General features: G+C 36.9%; 17 protein-coding genes. 6 read left to right on the top strand and 11 right to left on the bottom strand.

Features of this window, described 5'->3' with window-relative positions; translation table 11 throughout:
- Positions 1-368: 368 nt before the first annotated feature.
- From L2B55_RS07210 to L2B55_RS07230, 5 genes are all read right to left on the bottom strand, one after another.
- Positions 369-1,301: an aspartate carbamoyltransferase catalytic subunit gene (locus L2B55_RS07210; protein WP_237849878.1), complete on the bottom strand. Its 933-nt coding sequence runs from the start codon at positions 1,299-1,301 to the stop codon at positions 369-371.
- A 116-nt stretch (positions 1,302-1,417) separates the two neighbouring features.
- Positions 1,418-1,960 carry a bifunctional pyr operon transcriptional regulator/uracil phosphoribosyltransferase PyrR gene (gene pyrR / locus L2B55_RS07215; protein WP_237849879.1) on the bottom strand — a complete coding sequence of 181 codons (543 nt, stop codon included), beginning with the start codon at positions 1,958-1,960 and terminating at the stop codon, positions 1,418-1,420.
- Positions 1,961-2,109: 149 nt separating this feature from the next.
- Positions 2,110-4,038 carry a 30S ribosomal protein S1 gene (gene rpsA / locus L2B55_RS07220; RefSeq protein WP_237849880.1) on the bottom strand — a complete coding sequence of 643 codons (1,929 nt, stop codon included), beginning with the start codon at positions 4,036-4,038 and terminating at the stop codon, positions 2,110-2,112.
- A 151-nt stretch (positions 4,039-4,189) separates the two neighbouring features.
- Positions 4,190-4,870: a (d)CMP kinase gene (cmk, locus tag L2B55_RS07225; protein WP_237849881.1), complete on the bottom strand. Its 681-nt coding sequence runs from the start codon at positions 4,868-4,870 to the stop codon at positions 4,190-4,192.
- A 168-nt stretch (positions 4,871-5,038) separates the two neighbouring features.
- Complete coding sequence (locus L2B55_RS07230) at positions 5,039-5,557, bottom strand: RDD family protein (protein ID WP_237849882.1); 519 nt, start codon at positions 5,555-5,557, stop codon at positions 5,039-5,041.
- Between the two features lie 132 nt (positions 5,558-5,689).
- Here L2B55_RS07230 and arfB point away from each other — a divergent pair, with 132 nt between their 5' ends.
- Positions 5,690-6,100, top strand: a complete 411-nt coding sequence (arfB, locus tag L2B55_RS07235) for an alternative ribosome rescue aminoacyl-tRNA hydrolase ArfB (RefSeq protein WP_237849883.1) — start codon at positions 5,690-5,692, stop codon at positions 6,098-6,100.
- A 59-nt stretch (positions 6,101-6,159) separates the two neighbouring features.
- On the opposite strand, the gene L2B55_RS07240 is transcribed toward arfB, so the two are convergent.
- The gene (locus tag L2B55_RS07240) at positions 6,160-6,546 is read right to left on the bottom strand and encodes a DUF5684 domain-containing protein (protein ID WP_237849884.1); all 387 of its coding nucleotides are present in this window, start codon (positions 6,544-6,546) and stop codon (positions 6,160-6,162) included.
- A 110-nt stretch (positions 6,547-6,656) separates the two neighbouring features.
- Positions 6,657-7,163 (bottom strand): hypothetical protein, encoded by a 507-nt coding sequence (locus tag L2B55_RS07245; protein ID WP_237849885.1) that lies wholly within the window; start codon positions 7,161-7,163, stop codon positions 6,657-6,659.
- A 236-nt stretch (positions 7,164-7,399) separates the two neighbouring features.
- On the opposite strand from L2B55_RS07245, the gene accC reads away from it, so the two are divergent.
- The 3 genes from accC to L2B55_RS07260 all read left to right on the top strand — a co-directional run bounded on the left by accC (position 7,400) and on the right by L2B55_RS07260 (position 10,885).
- On the top strand, positions 7,400-8,884 hold the full coding sequence (accC, locus tag L2B55_RS07250; RefSeq protein WP_237849886.1) for an acetyl-CoA carboxylase biotin carboxylase subunit: 1,485 nt from the start codon (positions 7,400-7,402) through the stop codon (positions 8,882-8,884).
- A 52-nt stretch (positions 8,885-8,936) separates the two neighbouring features.
- Positions 8,937-9,521, top strand: coding sequence for a riboflavin synthase (locus tag L2B55_RS07255; protein WP_237849887.1), 585 nt, complete (start codon positions 8,937-8,939; stop codon positions 9,519-9,521).
- 143 nt (positions 9,522-9,664) lie between these two features.
- Positions 9,665-10,885 (top strand): serine hydrolase domain-containing protein, encoded by a 1,221-nt coding sequence (locus tag L2B55_RS07260; protein WP_237849888.1) that lies wholly within the window; start codon positions 9,665-9,667, stop codon positions 10,883-10,885.
- Positions 10,886-10,945: 60 nt separating this feature from the next.
- Here L2B55_RS07260 and L2B55_RS07265 read toward each other — a convergent pair whose 3' ends face one another.
- Entirely contained in the window at positions 10,946-11,395 is a 450-nt protein-coding gene (locus tag L2B55_RS07265; protein ID WP_237849889.1) for an NUDIX domain-containing protein, read from the bottom strand.
- A gap of 179 nt (positions 11,396-11,574) precedes the next feature.
- Entirely contained in the window at positions 11,575-12,375 is an 801-nt protein-coding gene (locus tag L2B55_RS07270) for a carboxylesterase family protein (protein WP_237849890.1), read from the bottom strand.
- A 185-nt stretch (positions 12,376-12,560) separates the two neighbouring features.
- Here L2B55_RS07270 and L2B55_RS07275 point away from each other — a divergent pair, with 185 nt between their 5' ends.
- Positions 12,561-13,139, top strand: a complete 579-nt coding sequence (locus tag L2B55_RS07275) for a TMEM175 family protein (protein ID WP_237849891.1) — start codon at positions 12,561-12,563, stop codon at positions 13,137-13,139.
- A gap of 60 nt (positions 13,140-13,199) precedes the next feature.
- On the opposite strand, the gene hscA is transcribed toward L2B55_RS07275, so the two are convergent.
- Positions 13,200-15,059: a Fe-S protein assembly chaperone HscA gene (gene hscA / locus L2B55_RS07280; RefSeq protein WP_237849892.1), complete on the bottom strand. Its 1,860-nt coding sequence runs from the start codon at positions 15,057-15,059 to the stop codon at positions 13,200-13,202.
- Between the two features lie 260 nt (positions 15,060-15,319).
- On the opposite strand from hscA, the gene L2B55_RS07285 reads away from it, so the two are divergent.
- Positions 15,320-16,483, top strand: coding sequence for a beta-ketoacyl synthase N-terminal-like domain-containing protein (locus tag L2B55_RS07285; RefSeq protein ID WP_237849893.1), 1,164 nt, complete (start codon positions 15,320-15,322; stop codon positions 16,481-16,483).
- Positions 16,484-16,592: 109 nt separating this feature from the next.
- On the opposite strand, the gene L2B55_RS07290 is transcribed toward L2B55_RS07285, so the two are convergent.
- The gene (locus L2B55_RS07290) at positions 16,593-17,648 is read right to left on the bottom strand and encodes a PLP-dependent cysteine synthase family protein (protein WP_237849894.1); all 1,056 of its coding nucleotides are present in this window, start codon (positions 17,646-17,648) and stop codon (positions 16,593-16,595) included.
- Positions 17,649-17,730: the final 82 nt, after the last annotated feature.

Below are 17,730 nucleotides of genomic sequence, written 5' to 3' on the forward strand. Positions count from 1 at the left end.
AATTGAACTTTTTGTAAAAGTTTAGATTTGTTGCTGCAGGGAAATTGTTGCCCTGCATATTATCATGCGTTTTGTCGGCTTATAGCAGATATAAAATATCCATATAAACCGTTTTGAAACGAATAGTTTTTACTTAAACTATTCAAAATCTAAAATTATTGTAATTAAGACTTAAAACCTTTTCGAATTATTCACAGGTGTGGATAAATTGATAGTGTGTAAGTGCATTGTTACACATGGTTTTAGCTGTATTTTCGTTGCCTGCGCCAAACCCAAACATGTTAAGATCAGCTAGCAATAAAAATGAGCATTCAGGTCCCCAAATGCAGGTATTAATACAACAATTAAGAATAGATAGCAGGAATAACCTATGCCAACGGATTTTGACTTGCAAGCAGGTACATAACGGCCATACGAACAGCAACTCCATTTTCCACCTGCTCAAGTATGATCGATTGTTTTGAATCGGCAACGTCTGAGGTGATTTCCACACCGCGGTTGATTGGCCCCGGGTGCATCACGATGATTTCTTTATCCAATGAATCGAGGATTTGTTTGTTTAGTCCATACATCATTGAATACTCTCTAATTGATGGGAAATATTTGATATCAAAACGTTCCAATTGAATTCGGAGCATGTTGGCCACATCACACCAGTTAAGAGCTTTTATTAGATTGTGTTCAACTTTTACTCCTAAATCTTTGATGTAACGAGGCATAAGTGTTGTAGGGCCGCAAACCATTACTTCAGCGCCTAGTTTTTGTAAGCAAAGTATGTTTGATAATGCAACACGTGAATGCAAAATATCACCAACAATTACTACTTTTTTACCTGCAACATCACCGTATTTTTGGCGAATTGAAAAGGCATCGAGTAAGGCTTGCGTTGGGTGCTCATGAGCTCCGTCTCCGGCATTTACGATTTGGGCGTTTATATGTTTTGAAAGGAAAATTCCAGCTCCGGCGTAAGGATGGCGCATAACAATCATATCAACCTTCATCGCCAAAATATTATTTACCGTATCAATTAACGTTTCGCCTTTACTTACCGACGATGACGAGGCCGCAAAGTTAATAATATCGGCTGAGAGACGTTTTTGGGCCAGTTCAAAAGATAGCTTTGTACGGGTGGAGTTTTCAAAGAAAATATTCGCTATGGTTACATCTCGTAACGATGGAACCTTTTTAATTGGACGATTAATTACTTCTTTGAAATTGTCGGCAGTCTCGAGAATTAATTGGATATCATTTTCGGTTAAGTCTTTAATTCCAAGTAAGTGTCGGGTGCTGAGCTGTTGCATGTTTGTATTAACTATTGAATGGCGTTTGAAAATTTTACCGCAATAATGCAGAGACGCTTAATTTTTCTGGGCCTTCGCGTCTCTGCGATAATTTAAAGGCTCAGAAATCATATCAGTTACTTTCCGCTAATTAATTCCACAATATCAGCTCCGTCAGTTTCCTTCCACGATACACGTACATTTTGTGAAGCAATGGAGTCAACCTGAATGCCGATATAATCCGGTTCAATTGGAATTTCTCTAGAGAATCGACGGTCAACCAATACCAATAATTCCACTTTTTTAGGTCTTCCGTAAGCTAACATAGCGTCCATTCCGGCTCTGATGGTTCGGCCAGTGAATAAAACATCATCAATTAAAATCACTTTTTTGCCCTCAATAATAAAATTGATATTGGTAGTGTTGGGAACCAACGGTGATTCACGACGACGAAAATCATCTCTGAAAAAAGTAATATCAAGATTGCCGCAATCAATATTTGTTTTAGGTAAAATCTTTGATAATTCTTCTTTAATACGATTGGCTAAAAAGGTACCTCTTGGTTGCAGGCCAATGATAACTGTATTTGAAAAATTATTGTGATTTTCTATCAATTGATAGCAAAGACGTTTTATAGTAAGGTCAAATTTCGTACTGCTAAGCAACGGTTTGTGTAGCATTGAATGATTTAAAATTTGACAAAGATAAAAAAAAAGAGGGAAGGTTGTATGTTAAATATCGAATAGGAGGGGGATTCAATATTATTATTAAAAAGAAAAGCCCTCCAGAAACGGAGGGCTTTCAATATGTTAAACAGAAAAGTTAAAGATTACTTTTTCTTTTCGTTTTCCATTTGCTCTTTCAAAGCAGCAAGAACATCAAGATCACCTAAAGTGGTTTTCTCAACTGATTCTTTTACTTTTTTCACAGCTTTAGCTTGAGCACCAGCTTCTTTTTTCTTAGAATCTCTTTCAGTAGCACGTTCTTGAGCTTTTTCTTCTTCCCAAATACGTGAGTGAGAAACTAAAATACGTTTAGAGTCTTTGTTGAACTCAATAACGATGAAGTCTGCAGTATCATCAGTACCTAAAGATTTACCGTCTTCTTTAACCAAGTGTTTAGTAGGAGCGAAGCCTTCAACACCGTAAGGTAAAGCTACGATAGCACCTTTATCGGCCATTTTGATGATAGTACCTTGGTGAACTGAATCTAACGTGAAGATAGTTTCGAAAGTATCCCAAGGGTTTTCTTCTAATTGCTTGTGACCTAAGCTTAATTTGCGGTTTTCTGCATCAACCTCTAATACTACAACTTCTAAAGTTTCACCAACTTTAGTGAATTCGTGAGGGTGGTTGATTTTCTTAGACCATGAAAGGTCAGAAATGTGAACTAAACCGTCGATACCGTCTTCTAACTCAACGAATACGCCGAAGTTAGTCATGTTTTTAACGGTAGCTTTGTGCTTGCTGCCAACAGGGTATTTCTCAGCAACACCTACCCAAGGATCTGGAGTAAGTTGTTTAACACCTAATGACATTTTGCGTTCTTCGCGGTCTAAAGTCAATACAACTGCTTCAACCTCATCACTCACTTTCATGAATTCTTGAGGATTGCGTAAGTGTTGTGACCATGACATTTCTGAAACGTGAATCAAGCCTTCAACACCTGGGATGATTTCTAAGAACGCTCCGTAGTCAGCTACAGTAACGATCTTACCTTTTACTTTAGAACCAACTTGGATGTCAGTAGCTAAAGATTCCCAAGGATGAGCTTGTAATTGTTTTAAGCCTAAAGCGATACGTTTCTTATCATCATCGAAATCAAGTACTACAACGTTGATTTTCTGATCTAATTTCAATACCTCTTCTGGGTGATCGATACGACCCCATGAAATATCGGTAATGTGTAATAGACCATCTACGCCGCCAAGGTCGATGAACACACCGAATGCAGTGATGTTTTTAACAGTACCTTCAAGTACCTGACCTTTTTCAAGTTTAGAGATGATGTCGATTTTTTGATTTTCAAGATCGTCTTCGATAAGTACTTTGTGAGATACAACAACGTTCTTGAATTCGTGGTTAATTTTAACAACTTTGAATTCCATTGTTTTACCAACGTACACATCGTAGTCGCGGATAGGTTTGATATCGATTTGAGAACCAGGTAAGAAAGCTTCTACACCTTGGATATCTACGATCAAACCACCCTTAGTGCGGCTCTTAACAAAACCATTAATGATTTCGTCGTTTTCGAGCGCTTTATTGATAGTTTCCCAAGATTTTTGGGTTTTAGCGCGTTTGCGAGAAAGGATTAATTGTCCGTTTGAGTCTTCCTGGCTTTCAACGAATACATCAACTTCGTCTCCAACTTTTAAATCAGGAGTATCACGGAATTCTGATAATGATACTAAACCATCAGATTTAAAACCGATGTTTAATACCACGTCTTTGTTGTTGATCAATACCACTTTACCGGTAACGATCTCACCTTTGGTAACTGAACTTAAAGTACCTTCGTAAAGAGCCTCTAATTTTTCACGTTCAGCTTTAGAGTAGTTTCCAAAACCTTTTTTGTTTCCATCCCAGTCAAAATCACCTGTGTTTTGGGTCAGGCTTGATGATTTGATCTGTTCAATAGACAATGAATCTGCTTCAGATTCAACTTGTTCGCGGTGAGAAGTTTTCTCTACACCCTCAACATTTGCAGTCTTTAATTCAGCTGCTAGAACGTCTTGTTCTTTGTCTTTTTTTGCCATTTATTTTTTCATGTCTCCTTTTTCCGCCCTTTGGCGGAACGCAAAAGTACACATAATCCTTGAAATAAATGAAAAATTATTTGCCTGAAAATGAGGGTTGTAATGTTTGGAGGTGCTTTTTGATCTAGTTAAAATGCTAATTGTTTAATCATCAATTTCTATCCTGTAGGTTTTTGTATAGATTGACCACAAATTCTAATTGCTGATCGGGGGTCATGTGCGAATTATCCAGTATAATAGCATCATCTGCTTTGCGTAGCGGGCTCTCTTCACGAGTAGTGTCTTCGTGATCACGTTCTTTAAGATTATCTAAAACTTCTCGTACTGTTAATTCTTCTCCTTTGGCTTTCAGTTCTTTGTAACGTCGTTCGGCTCTAATAAGAGGTTGAGCGGTCATAAACACTTTTAATTGTGCATCAGGAAATACCGTTGTACCAATGTCTCTGCCATCCATTACAATGTTTTTTGTTTTTCCCATCTTTTGCTGCAGCTTTACCATTGCCTTACGAATTTCTTTTATCGTACTTACCTTACTTACATTATTCGAGACCGGCATTTTTCTGATTTCTTCAGAAACATCTTCATCATTAAGTAACACTTGGGTATAGTCGTTCTCTAAATGTAATTCTACATGAATATCTTTTAAAGCCTCAATAACAACATCATGGTCATGCCAGTCAATATTATTGCGAAGAAAATATAAGGTAGCAGCCCGGTACATTGCACCTGAATCAACATAAATAAAGTTTAAATGCTTGGCTAATGCTTTCGCTATTGTACTTTTTCCACAAGATGAATAACCGTCAATGGCAATAATAAAATTTTTGGGCATGCTGATTAGTTAAGATCCGCGCAAATCTATGAAAAACCAATTGAGATTTTGAGTGCTTGTTAAAGACTGCGACAGGTTGAAAACCTATAAAAATAAACAAGGCGATCTTTGACAATCGCCTGTTTCTTCTTAGATATTGGATTAGAGTGGATTGCTAAGTAATGAAATTTATTTGTTTAAAACAATAGTGCTTGCAATCATATCATGCAAGGCTTGCTTTTTTTCAGTGATGGCAGCCAATAGGTATCCAATAAACAGTGGTATCATGCCAGTTATGATAGTTGAAAAATATCTTCCGGTAGCTCTACCGAAAGATAATCTATTACCGTTCAAATCTGTTACTTTAATACCCATAACTTGCTTGCCGATGGTTCCCTGTTTTTCAGATGACGTTAATAATGAATGATATAGCCATGAACCGGCGATCATAATTAAAAATAATGAGAATACAGCTCCTATAATCGCAAATGCAGCTGCAGGGTTATCTTCTGCAGTACCAATATCAGCAAGCGAAAAACTAACTATTCCGAAAAAAACCATAAATGTGAATAAAGTTCCGGTTAAAATAGCCAAAATAAATCCGTCGATTATGCATGCTACTAATCTGCTGCCAAAGCCAGCATACGAAGAGGTTTTTAATTGTGCTTCTGTGAAAGTTTGATAATTTGTTGCTGATCCTGTTTCCATAAAAGTTAGTTTTTAGTTGATTGTTAGTGTGCCTAAATTATATTTTTATTTAATAAATGAAATGATAATTTTTTAATTATAGATCTTTGATGAAAATTTAGCCTTAAGTTTTTTGCTTAAAAAATTAACAAGATGAATCTAGATAGGAATGCGCTTGCGGGAGAGCTTCAATACCAAATGTCGCGGAGCAGCGGTAAAGGTGGGCAAAATGTAAATAAAGTTTCAACAAAAGTCGAGGTTGGGTTTTCTATTATGGATTCTAATTTGTTTACTGATGAGGAAAAACAGCAATTGTATAGTAAATTAATCCATAGAATAACCAAGGAAGGATTGCTAAAAACTAGCTCGGAGGAAGAACGAAGTCAGCTGTTGAATAAACAGCGGGTTATCGAAAAAATGGCTCGGTTGCTAGAAAATGCACTTAAGATTGAAAAGCCTCGCAAGGCAACAAAACCAAGTAAGGCATCAATTGAAAAAAGACTGAATGATAAGCTGAGAAAATCTTTAAAGAAAATAAACAGAGACCGTAAAAACTGGTATTAAAATGAGTTCCAATTATTGAAATAGTCTTAATTGGAACTCAAGTGTCATTGATAAATAAATCAATTATTGGCAAGTACAGAGGGGCCTTGATAAGCAGCATCTCCAAAGGCAAGGATAGCTCCGAAAATAATGGTAAAAAAAGCTAACCCTATTCCAAATAATGTCGACTTTCCGAAACTCTTTGCCAAGTCAATGGAAACAATAATCAGAATAATAAAATTCACAAAAGGAATTAGTAATAAAATAACCCACCAAGCTGGGCGTCCAATAATTTCTAGCAAAACAATCAGGTTATAAATTGGAATTAAGGCTGCCCAACCGGGCTTTCCGGCTTTGGTGAAAATTTTCCAATAGATTAGAATAGTAACGGCTATTACTGCCAGGTAGATCAAAATTACACTCGGGCTAAGAGTGTAATCCTCAGTAACTGCAAATTGATTTTCCATAAACAAAAGATAAGTAGTTGTTAATTAATCAGTTGATTAAGTAAATATACTATTAAAGTGTTTAAATATTTTAAAATCAAATTGTTGTATCTTGTAGTCGGGCTTATTGGTTAAGCAGTTCTTTTTGACCATAACAACAGTCCTAAGCCTATTAGGCCGGCTAAACTTACCACAAACGCAATTTTAAGAATTAGTCCATTGCGTTCATGGTACTTCACCTCATCATTAAGCACTTTAATTTTAGACTCTTTTTGTTTAATAAGATTGCCAAGTCTTTGTTGTTCACTATCAAATCGAAATGTTTGAGCTGATAATGAGTCCTTTTTCTCAGTTACACGAGTATTTCTGGCCATATTGAGTTTTTCTATGGCATCCATTATACGATTGTCAACCTCAATTATTTTTTGTTGAGTGGCTATAACTTGCTTAAGGTCACTTTTAGATTGACCGCCAAAGAAAGCATTTCGTTCTTCGCTGTTACGTTTCCATTCCTGAAATAGTGAACTACGTTCCTCAATGAGTGTGTTTAGATTTTCCTGTGCGTGCTCTAGTGTTTGTCCAAATAAAGTTGGGCCAGTAACTAATAGTATAATTAGTGTGCTAATATGTTTTAACATGATATCCGAATTTATATGAAACAATAGAACAGCACAATTAAATGCCTGTTCAGGTAATATAAAATTATATAAGGTCGTGGTTCATTTATGGACATTTAAAAACAGATAAACTTCCATAAAAAAAATAGTTTAATTTTAGCCGTTCAAAAAGTACTGCCAAAGCTATGCCTCTAAGTAATAACGCTAAGTTTTGGAAAGAAAATATATTATCCTGCCAATCAAAATCGAAGTTGTTGATGAACAAAATATTAATTGCAAATAGGGGAGAAATTGCGCTGCGTATTATGCGGTCAGCCCGCGAAATGGGTATAAAAACTGTCGCTGTTTATTCAGATGCAGATCGTCAGGCCTTACATGTCCGGTATGCAGATGAAGCAGTACATATTGGTCCGTCGGCATCCAACCAATCATACCTAGTTATTGAGAAAATAATAAATGCGGCTGTAAAAACTGGTGCTGATGCAATACACCCCGGTTATGGCTTTTTATCTGAAAACGCCGACTTTGCACGAAAGGTAAAACAAGCTGGTATTAAATTAATCGGTCCTTCTCCTGAATCAATGGAGATAATGGGGGATAAGCTTTCTGCAAAAGCTGCTGCTAAAAAATATAACATTCCATTGGTGCCTGGAAGTGAGGGCGCTATTGCTGACGAACAGGAGGCAAAACGTATTGCTCAGGAAATTGGTTTCCCAATATTAATAAAAGCTTCGGCAGGTGGTGGTGGTAAAGGAATGCGTGTGGTGGAGAAAGCCGAGGATTTGGAAGAACAAATGCACAGAGCTATCAGTGAGGCAAAATCGGCCTTTGGAGATGGTTCGGTATTCATTGAGCGTTATGTTGCATCTCCACGTCACATTGAGTTTCAGATTTTAGGAGATACTCACGGCAATATTGTTCACTTGTTTGAGCGTGAATGTTCAGTGCAGCGTCGCCATCAAAAAGTAATAGAAGAAGCTCCTTCAGCTGTTTTAACGCCTGAAATACGAGCAAAAATGGGTCAATGTGCCGTTGATGTGGCTAAGGCCTGCAATTATATCGGAGCCGGGACTGTAGAGTTCATTCTTGATGAAAAGCTGAACTTCTATTTCTTGGAAATGAACACTCGCTTGCAGGTTGAACATCCTGTTACTGAAATGGTTACAGGAATTGACCTTGTAAAAGAACAAATTAAGGTAGCTAAGGGGGAGGCTTTAAGCTTTAAGCAAGAAGATTTAAGCATTAGTGGTCATGCGATTGAATTGCGTGTTTATGCTGAAGATCCGAATAATGATTTCTTGCCTGACATTGGTAAGCTGAAAAAGTATAAAATTCCTCAAGGAACAGGTGTAAGGGTGGATGACGGTTTTGAAGAGGGTATGGATATTCCAATCTTTTATGACCCAATGATTGCCAAGTTGATTACTCATGGCGAAAACCGTAAGGAAGCCATTGACAAAATGATTAGAGCTATAAAAGATTACCACATTTTGGGTATTGAAACTACTCTTGGATTTGGCCGGTTTGTTATGCAACATGAAGCTTTTACGTCGGGCAATTTTGATACGCATTTTGTGAAAAAATACTTTAACGGAAAAGTTGAAGAAGAGTTTGTAGAAGAGGAAGCAGAGGTTGCGGCACTTTTGGCAATTTCTGCAATTGAAAAAAATAAAAAACAAATAGAACATAAAGTTGTTGGCCAATCGGGGTATAGCAGCTGGAGAATGAGAAGTAGGCTGTAGATGCTTCACCAATGTAGGCATTTTCAAATTATCACATTTCTAAAATTATATTGTGTTTACTGGAATTATTGAAACGCTCGGCGTTGTAAAAAATAGAGAGAAAGACGGCTCTAATATTCATTTTACTATTGAATCATCACTTTCTAATGAGTTAAAAATTGATCAAAGTGTAGCGCATAATGGTGTTTGTTTAACGGTAGTAGCATTGGCCGATAATACACATACCGTAACTGCCATTGAGGAAACATTAAAAAAGACCAATTTAGGAGAATGGGAGGTAGGCTCTAAAGTAAATATTGAACGTTGCATGCAAATGAACGGTCGTCTTGATGGGCATATTGTTCAAGGTCACGTTGATCAAACGGCAGTTTGTACAAAAGCTGAATCCAAGGACGGTAGTTGGGAATTTACTTTTAAATACGATGGTGCTCAAGGCAATGTAACTGTTGAAAAAGGTTCAATTACAATTAATGGCACCAGTTTAACAGTTGTTGATTCAAAAAATGATGAGTTCTCAGTTGCAATTATCCCGTATACCTATGAGCAGACTAATTTTCATCAAATTCAGGTAGGCACAACAGTAAACCTTGAGTTTGATATCATTGGAAAGTATGTAGCTCGCTTAATGAATAAATAGTAATAAAGAAATAATTAAAATGAATTGGCTACTTGCATTTGTCGGGTAGCCAATTTTTTTTATTTTAAGGCGAAATAACATTTTTCAATGTGATAGAATTTGTCATTTTTGCATCACCACAATTAAATTTATTAGACCGATAAATGAGGGGAACGATTTACCAAACCATTGCATTTATATCATTAGGAAGCCTTATTGCATGCACTTCCAAACCATCTAAGCCTAAAACAGTTGCTGATACTCGCTCCTGTTTTGAGAAGCTTGAACCGGATGCTAAAGACATTACTAAAATCAGGGAAAAGATCCATGCTGATCAAAAGGCTTGGCAATTGGATACTGTTTTTCAAAAGAAAGTAAAGCGGGAAGGTTTTAACGGGAACGTACTTGTCGCCCAAAAAGGAGTGGTTATTTACCGCAAGGTATTTGGTATGGCTTCATTTGATCGTAAAATGAAGGATAGCCTGCATTTTGATTCTAAATTTCAATTAGCATCCATGTCTAAAACTTTTACGGCTATGGCTGTATTAAAGTTATATGAGGAAGGAAAGTTGAAGTTAGATGACAGCGTTCAAAAGTTCATTCCCGATTTTCCGTATCACGGTATAGACGTTAAAATGCTTTTATCTCACCGTAGTGGCTTACCTTATTATGCCTACGCTTTTGATGATAGTGTAAGAAAAGTAAGAATACCTCCGGATAATAATCAGATTTTGAAATGGTTTGCTCAATCAAGACCTAAGCCATATAACTATCCCAACCGCTCGTTTGCCTATAATAATAGTAATTATATGGTGCTGGCTTCCATTGTTGAACGAGTGACACGTTTGCCATTTGATCAATATTTGAAGAAAAATATATTCGATCCATTGGGGATGAAGAATACATTTTTGGCCACAACATCTAATGATTCAATCAATATAAACAGAACTTATGGTTATGAAGGTCATCGGAAAGTTTTAACCGATTATTATGACAAAGTGGTAGGAGATAAAGGAATCTATTCTACTGTCGATGACTTGTATAAATGGTATAGGGCTCTAAATTCGGATTGTTTCTTAAGTAAAAAAACTGTAAAGGAAGCATGGGAGCCACGTAGTTTCGAAAGAAAAGGTATAAAAAATTATGGCTTCGGATTCAGAATGATGTTAAAGGACGTAGACAGTAAGAAGCCTAAATATGTATATCATAATGGTTGGTGGAAAGGATACAGTACTTTATTTTGGTTCAATCCTAAAGAAGACTATGTTGTTGTCATCCTTGGAAATCGCAAAAATGGAACTGTTTACCGGGTTAAAAGCATATTGCAAATTATGGAAGAAGATGCTGAAGCCGGTATGTTGGATGATGATTTAACGACAGAGTAGTTAAATCATCCAATTAAAAAAGTAAGAAGTTTTACAAACTTCTTACTTTTTTAATTGGATCTAAAACCATTGCTGGTTAATATTTCCTAAATATGTTGTGCGGTCGGTTGAGCCTATGCCAAATAATAATTTAATTTCAGCGCCAATATTTGGATATAGGTTTTTCCCGTCAATATCTTCAACATTAATCCACTCTACTGATAAGGCAGAAGTATGATCGTTATTTAATTCAGGGGTGCCTTCAATAATTTTTCCCGAAAAAATTGTGTGAACAACTACTTCCTGTATTTCAGTACGATGTGTTTCGGCAACAAATAACAGTTCCTCAATATCGATTGTTAAGCCTAGCTCTTCTTTCAATTCTCTAATAACAGCTTCTTGTAAGCTTTCTCCAATTTCCGGATTCCCCCCTGGAAGGCCATAAACCTCGGTTCCTCCGTAAATGTATTTCATCAATAATACTGAATCATTGTTTAGCAGGACCACCGACGGTCGGATTTTATGTTTCATTTAGTGTAATTTGTTTTGGTTTGATTAGATGATTATTCAAACTGCAAATGGTAAAGATAAAATCTATTGGTCATGCAACCTAATTTGAAACTATAAACTTACATGCTATGAGTGCTGAACCAAGGCCATGGCGGGCAATATGTGTAAAGCAGAGCAGAGATATTTATAGATCAACATCATTATTTATGCGATTGTGTAAATAACCACGATAGTAATTGCGGCTCAGCAAAAGTATTATCCCAGCTGTTGTGTCCAATCCCTGGATATTCGGTGTATTTTGCTTCAGCTTTCGCTTGTTTCAGTGCTTCGAACATTTGCCTTGAAAAATCAACAGGAACAACCGGGTCGTCGGCTCCGTGAAAAATCCAAACAGCAGTATGCTTCGCATATTGTTTTACGGTCGCCGGATGTGCTCCGCCGCAAATAGGTATGGCGGCGGCAAATAATTTCGGATTACGCCATAATAACTCAAAAGTACCCATGCCTCCCATCGAAAGTCCCATAATGTAAATTCGCTTGTTGTCAACATTACCCTGTGCAATGAAGTTTTTCATAAACTTCTGAACCAGTGCCAGTGGTGTGGTTGGTTCTCCGTTAGCTTGAAATGTAAATTCTCGATGATCAGGTGTTATTTTGATTTTTACGTTTGACCAAAATTGATTCTCTGGGCATTGTGGGAAAATAACAATAGCTGGAAATTGTTTCCTGATACTGTCGCTCAAAAAAAGTTTGGAGCCATGCACCAATTGTTTTTCGTTGTCGCTGCCACGCTCGCCGGCTCCGTGTAAAAACAAAATCAAAGGGTATTTTTTTGCTGCATCAAAATTTTCAGGTAATAAAATCCGGTATTTTAAGGTGTCATTTTTTAGGATGAATTCCTTTTTGAGGAATAAATCCAAGTTTTGTGCTTGCAAGGGAATAGACGGAAATATGAAGAGAGCTAAGTTTAATATACTAAGTAATAAGTTTTTTCTAGTCATATAATGGTATGTTTTCGGGTTTAACTCTAATGTAGGTGAATGAAATAGTATTTCAAATTCATAAAATTTCTGTATAAAATTAATTATTTCAGATACTTACTAAATTGTTGACATATAACCATCTTTCAAACTTTGATTTTGAGTTTCTAAGTCGTTAACTTCAAAAAAAACTTTTTATAGTAAACATGACAAAAGGACGTTTAGAAGCGTTTAGCGATGGAGTATTGGCAATAATAATCACAATTATGGTACTGGAATTGAAAGTGCCTCATACAGCTGATCTTTCGGGGTTGAGACCTCTTATACCTGTTTTTTTAAGCTATGTTCTGAGTTTTATTTATATAGGAATCTATTGGAATAATCATCATCACTTACTTCATACAGCCGGAAAAATAAATGGAAAAATATTATGGGCCAATTTGCATTTATTGTTTTGGTTGTCTCTTGTTCCATTTGTTACAAGTTGGATAGGTGAAAATCACTTTGCCAGTATACCAATGTTGTTTTATGGTGTTGTGCTTTTAATGGCAGGTTTTGCCTATTCAATATTGCAAAATTTGATAATAGCGCACAATGGCAGGGATTCATTACTTTCAAAGGCCGTGGGGTATGATCTGAAAGGAAAACTCTCGATAGGGCTTTATTTGTCAGCCATTATTATTGCATTATATGTTGAGTGGTTTTCAGGGCTGATATATATTGGAGTAGCTATAATGTGGTTAATACCCGACACTAGGATAGAAAGATTGGTCGATAAAGATTAAGTACTAAACCTACACAGATGATGAATTGTTGAATAGCCAACAATTCATCATCAATATTTTTTATTCTATTGATTTACCTTTCATCGCTTTTGAAATGGCCACATCCATTACACGCTCAGCAAATGGACGGGTATACTCGTTCAATGCGTCAATTTTAGAAAGTATTTCATCTTTCGAGCCTTCAGGCAGAATGGATTTAAGTTCTTCCATTAATTTTATTGTATGGATCTGTTCTTCTTCTGACAAAAACTGAGCGTTATTTTTGATGAAGCGTTCAGCAGTATAAAGCATTTGCTCTCCTTCAGTACGTGCTTCAATAACCATACGCTGTGCTACATCATCTTTCGCATGAGAAACAGAATCCAACAGCATTTGCTCAACCTCGGCATCTGTTAACCCATAAGTTGGTTTTACTTCAACTTGTTGTTTAACTCCAGAGCGTAGCTCTACCGCTTGAACGGTTAAGATTCCATCAGCATTCAATAAAAAGTTAATATCTACTTTGGGTAAGCCAGCAGGCATAGCCGGAATACCTTTTAGGTCAAATTCGGCTAGCTTACGGTTATCTTTTACTAAATCGCGTTCGCCCTGATAAACAGAAATTTTCATATTTACCTGTCCATCGACAGCTGTGGTGTATTGGCGACCCGCTTTGGTTGGTACCTTTGAATTTCGAGGAATAATCACATCCATTAATCCACCCATGGTTTCAACACCTAATGAAAGCGGTGTGACATCCAGTAGTAATATGTCTTTACGGTTACCGGCTAAAATATCGGCCTGAATGGCAGCACCAAGAGCGACAACCTCATCAGGGTTCAAAGAGTCATTTACAGATTTGCCAAAGAAGGTTGAAACTGAATTTTTAACTAGTGGCGTGCGAGTCGATCCGCCTACCATAATTATAGAGTCAATATTTTCTGGTTTTAAACCTGCATCTGCCAAGGCATTTTTACAACACGAAAGCGTTTGATCAACTTTAGGTTTAATCAGTTCTTCAAAGGTTGATTTGTCAATACTGCAATCAATTCCCTGAACATCATTATTATATTGTTCGTTAAAGCTCAGGTGTTTTTTTGCTTCCTCAGCTTTTAATCTTAATACTTGACGAATTTCTTTGTATTGTTTCAGTTCTTCAGCCGTTAATCCGCTACGTTTGATCCAGAATTCAATAATGGCTCGGTCAAAATCATCCCCACCCAAAAAGGTATCACCGTTGGTGGCTAATACTTCGAAAATGCCATTTTGTATTTTTAAAATCGAAATATCGAATGTTCCTCCACCCAAATCATACACTGCAATGGTTCTTTCTTCTTCAGGATTTAAGCCGATACCATATGCCAAACTGGCTGAAGTAGGTTCGTTAACAATTCGAAGCACATCCAATCCGGCCAATTTACCTGCATCACGTGTTGCTTGACGTTGCGAATCATTAAAATAAGCTGGAACAGTAATTACGGCACGATTTACAGGAGTTTTTAACGCATGTTCTGCCCGTGCTTTCAACTCCTTTAAAATCATAGCTGAAAGCTCAATCGGCGAGTAATATTTATCTTCTATCTTAACTTTTACCAATGTCTCATTATCGTCGTCAACAATCTTGTATGAAAAGAAATTTTGGTAATGTTCAATGTCCTTATACGAACGGCCTAAAAGTCGCTTTACAGAAAAAATTGTATGTTCAGGGTCTTCAATTAAATGAGCTTTGGCATCATTTCCAACAATGGATTCACCGTTTTGAGGATTAAGGTGGATAATAGAAGGTACCAAAACACCTTTACCCGCATCATTTATTACTTGGGGGTGGTTTTCTGGGTTAATGAATGCTACCAGTGAGTTTGTGGTTCCTAAATCAATACCTACAATTATATCTTCTTTCTGCAATGAACCTGTTGCCAGGTTGATGGAAATTTTAGCCATTTTTTCTTGGTTATTAGTTGTTGGTCAATAATTATTGAGGAGATTACTCTCTTTGAGTAGTTAATAACGAATTGCCAATAACTTATTACTTTTAAAAGAACCGCAAAGATAAGGATTAGTTTTCTTTCCTTATTGATTCAAGCTTGTTTTCCTTAAAACAAGCTTGAAAGCGGTATTTCATAGCTGTTGATATAGTCTTGTCAAAATTGTTTATCAGTAATCCATACAGGTTTTAGTAATTTAGCGGCCTGTTAAGTAAGATGGATCATATTAAGATTGCTATAGTTGGGTGGGGCTCAATTTCTGCTCTGGGCACGAATAAACAAGGTATCTGGGAAAATTATTTAAAAAGTAAACACTGTTTTACCCATAAGGACTTTCCAATGGGTACTGAATGGGTTTCGGTACTTGAAGAAGAGTCCGCGGAATTAGTTGCAAAAATTTCGAATGAAAATTTAAAATATCAGCAGCTGGATCCAACAGCTTGGTTTGCCATTGCTGCTTCACGCATCGCATGGGAACAAGCCGGCTGGCAAAATGGTGTTGAAGTTGGTGTGAATATAGGGTCATCACGTGGCGCCACTGTGGCATTCGAAAAATTCCATTCACAATTTCTAAACTCGGGATTTCAGAATACAGATATTTTATCCTCACCGACTACCACTTTAGGCAATATTGCAAGTTGGGTAGGAGTTGATTTAGGTGTTCATGGTCCTCATATTTCCCACTCCATTACTTGTTCAACGGCTTTGCATGCAATTTTAAATGCTGTTGCCTGGCTTAAATCGGGGCTTTCAGATAAGTTTTTAGCCGGCGGTTCAGAGGTTCCGCTCACGCCTTTTACCTTGGCTCAAATGAAAGCATTAAAGGTGTATTCAAACTCGACTGATAACTACCCGTGCCAGTCAATGAATTTGAATAAAAAGCGAAATACAATGATTTTAGGAGAAGGAGCTGCCGTATTTAGTCTGGAAAGAAATTTGGATAAAGCTCTTGCCTATATATCCGGCATTGGTTATGGTACAGAACAAATTAAACATGGAGCATCTATTTCTGATGAAGCTGTTTGCCAACAACAGGCAATGCGGATGGCCATTAAGGGGCATGATCCTGAATCTATCGATGCAATTGTATTGCATTCGCCGGGTACAATAAAAGGTGATAAATCTGAAATGAATGCCATAAAAGCGGTTTTTGGAACGTATATGCCTTTACTTACTTCCAATAAATGGAAGATCGGTCATACTTTTGGGGCTTCAGGGGCTTTAAGTTTAGAGATGGCTCTTTTAATGCTTCAGCATAATCAATTTATCCAAACGCCTTATTTGCCATATCAAGAGGTCGGGAAACCTTTGAGAAAAATCTTGATTAACGCGGTGGGTTTTGGGGGAAATGCTGTCAGTATTTTAATTGAAAGTATCTAATCATTTATTCGAAATACTGCAGAGATGCTTGGGGGGTAGGTCAATGACAGAAAAAAAACCGCCTTTACAATTAAGAAAAGGCGGAAGCATAATTTATGAATGATAATAATTAAATGCAGTTGCAACGATCTATTGGTTGATAGTCAATGAATTTAACCTCAGGCGAAAGGTAACCTTCTTTTACAGGCTCTTCTTTCATTAAGTCGGTACTTAGGTATTTTTTATTACTGTCGGCAAATACGGTTACCACACTGGCATTAACACCCATTTGGTTTTGAAGTTTAATAGCTCCGATTATATTGGCTCCCGAAGAAATACCAACAGCCAACCCTAACTGCTTAGCCAGCTTTTGTGCCATTAAAATTGAATCACCATCGGCTGCCTGAACAACTTCATCTAATTCATCCAACTTTACAATAGCCGGTATAAATTCATCTGAAATACCCTGAATACGATGCGCTCCCACCTTGTAACCCGTTGTTAGAGTAGGAGATTCAGCAGGTTCCAATGGGTGAATTTTAATGTTTGGGTTCATTTTACGGAGGTAATTACCTACGCCCATTACAGTTCCTCCTGTTCCCACACCTGCAACAAAAGCATCTGGAGTAATACCAATGTTTTTTAATTGATTCCATATTTCAACTCCAGTTGTTTTTTCGTGTGCCAGAGAATTTCCTTCATTTGTGAATTGGCAAGGAAGGAAAATATTAGGATCGATGGCGGCCATTTGTTCTGATACCGAAATACTTCCTAAAAAGCCACCTTCTTCTTTACTAATTAATTTTATATCGGCGCCTAAACTGCGAATGATATCCATTCGTTCTTTACTCAGCCAGTTAGGCATAATAATGGTTACATCATGGCCTAGAGCTTTCCCTACTGCAGAAAATGCAATGCCAGTATTTCCGCTGGTCGCCTCTACAATACGGTCACCTTTTTTAATGTTTCCTGAGCGATAAGCTTGTTCCAAAATATAAAGAGACATACGGTCTTTTATACTTCCGGTTAAGTTATAATGCTCACATTTAACATACAGCTTCCTTGTTTCCCCTTTGTAGGAATAAGCAATTTCAAGCATTGGAGTATTACCAATCATTCGCCATAGCTCACGGAATTTTTTTTCCAAGCTAAAGGGAAAGATAGATTCAGTTTCTTCAGCAATCATAATCAAGTTCAATTAGAGGCAAATTTTATTTTGAATCGCAATGATAATCATTTATTTACAAGTTTTATAATGTAATGAATTG

It is taken from the genome of Solitalea lacus (assembly GCF_022014595.1).
Lineage (GTDB): Bacteria > Bacteroidota > Bacteroidia > Sphingobacteriales > Sphingobacteriaceae > Solitalea > Solitalea lacus.

Coding starts and splice junctions, on each gene's coding strand:
- L2B55_RS07260 (WP_237849888.1), top strand. CDS start 9,665: ATGAGGGGAACGATTTACCAAACCATTGCATTTATATCATTAGGAAGC.
- L2B55_RS07230 (WP_237849882.1), bottom strand. CDS start 5,557: ATGGAAACAGGATCAGCAACAAATTATCAAACTTTCACAGAAGCACAA.
- arfB (WP_237849883.1), top strand. CDS start 5,690: ATGAATCTAGATAGGAATGCGCTTGCGGGAGAGCTTCAATACCAAATG.
- hscA (WP_237849892.1), bottom strand. CDS start 15,059: ATGGCTAAAATTTCCATCAACCTGGCAACAGGTTCATTGCAGAAAGAA.
- L2B55_RS07290 (WP_237849894.1), bottom strand. CDS start 17,648: ATGATTGCTGAAGAAACTGAATCTATCTTTCCCTTTAGCTTGGAAAAA.
- L2B55_RS07210 (WP_237849878.1), bottom strand. CDS start 1,301: ATGCAACAGCTCAGCACCCGACACTTACTTGGAATTAAAGACTTAACC.
- cmk (WP_237849881.1), bottom strand. CDS start 4,870: ATGCCCAAAAATTTTATTATTGCCATTGACGGTTATTCATCTTGTGGA.
- accC (WP_237849886.1), top strand. CDS start 7,400: ATGAACAAAATATTAATTGCAAATAGGGGAGAAATTGCGCTGCGTATT.
- L2B55_RS07265 (WP_237849889.1), bottom strand. CDS start 11,395: ATGAAACATAAAATCCGACCGTCGGTGGTCCTGCTAAACAATGATTCA.
- L2B55_RS07275 (WP_237849891.1), top strand. CDS start 12,561: ATGACAAAAGGACGTTTAGAAGCGTTTAGCGATGGAGTATTGGCAATA.
- L2B55_RS07240 (WP_237849884.1), bottom strand. CDS start 6,546: ATGGAAAATCAATTTGCAGTTACTGAGGATTACACTCTTAGCCCGAGT.
- L2B55_RS07285 (WP_237849893.1), top strand. CDS start 15,320: ATGGATCATATTAAGATTGCTATAGTTGGGTGGGGCTCAATTTCTGCT.
- rpsA (WP_237849880.1), bottom strand. CDS start 4,038: ATGGCAAAAAAAGACAAAGAACAAGACGTTCTAGCAGCTGAATTAAAG.
- pyrR (WP_237849879.1), bottom strand. CDS start 1,960: ATGCTACACAAACCGTTGCTTAGCAGTACGAAATTTGACCTTACTATA.
- L2B55_RS07245 (WP_237849885.1), bottom strand. CDS start 7,163: ATGTTAAAACATATTAGCACACTAATTATACTATTAGTTACTGGCCCA.
- L2B55_RS07270 (WP_237849890.1), bottom strand. CDS start 12,375: ATGACTAGAAAAAACTTATTACTTAGTATATTAAACTTAGCTCTCTTC.